Below are 252 nucleotides of genomic sequence, written 5' to 3'. Positions count from 1 at the left end.
CGAACCCGAGCTGCTTGTACGGACCCAGCTCCGGCCCGTCGTGCTCGATGATCCGCAGGTAGTCGCCGCCGGGCAGCGACCCGTCGGGCGTCCACGGGATCGTGGCGATGGCCTGCTCGTCGGGCAGCCACAGGTCCACGAGGTCCACGAACTCCACGGGTTCGCCCGCCTTCATCGCGTCCTTGGATTCGCCCACCTGCGAGAGCATGGTCACGTCGGGCTCGGTGGTCTGCTCAAGGCGGCTGTGCATCG

The 252-nt window shown here is 68.7% G+C and carries 1 protein-coding gene; it reads right to left on the bottom strand.

The annotated features are described in order from the left end of the window. Positions 1-252, bottom strand: a 252-nt coding sequence (locus R0J92_RS24965) for a hypothetical protein (protein WP_411053663.1), incomplete at both ends; no start/stop codon positions are given.

Origin of the sequence: Tritonibacter sp. SIMBA_163, from assembly GCF_046535935.1 — a bacterium.
Taxonomy (GTDB): domain Bacteria; phylum Pseudomonadota; class Alphaproteobacteria; order Rhodobacterales; family Rhodobacteraceae; genus Epibacterium; species Epibacterium scottomollicae.
Note: the sequence above shows the minus strand (reverse complement) of the source record. Positions and strands in the feature narration are given on the sequence as shown.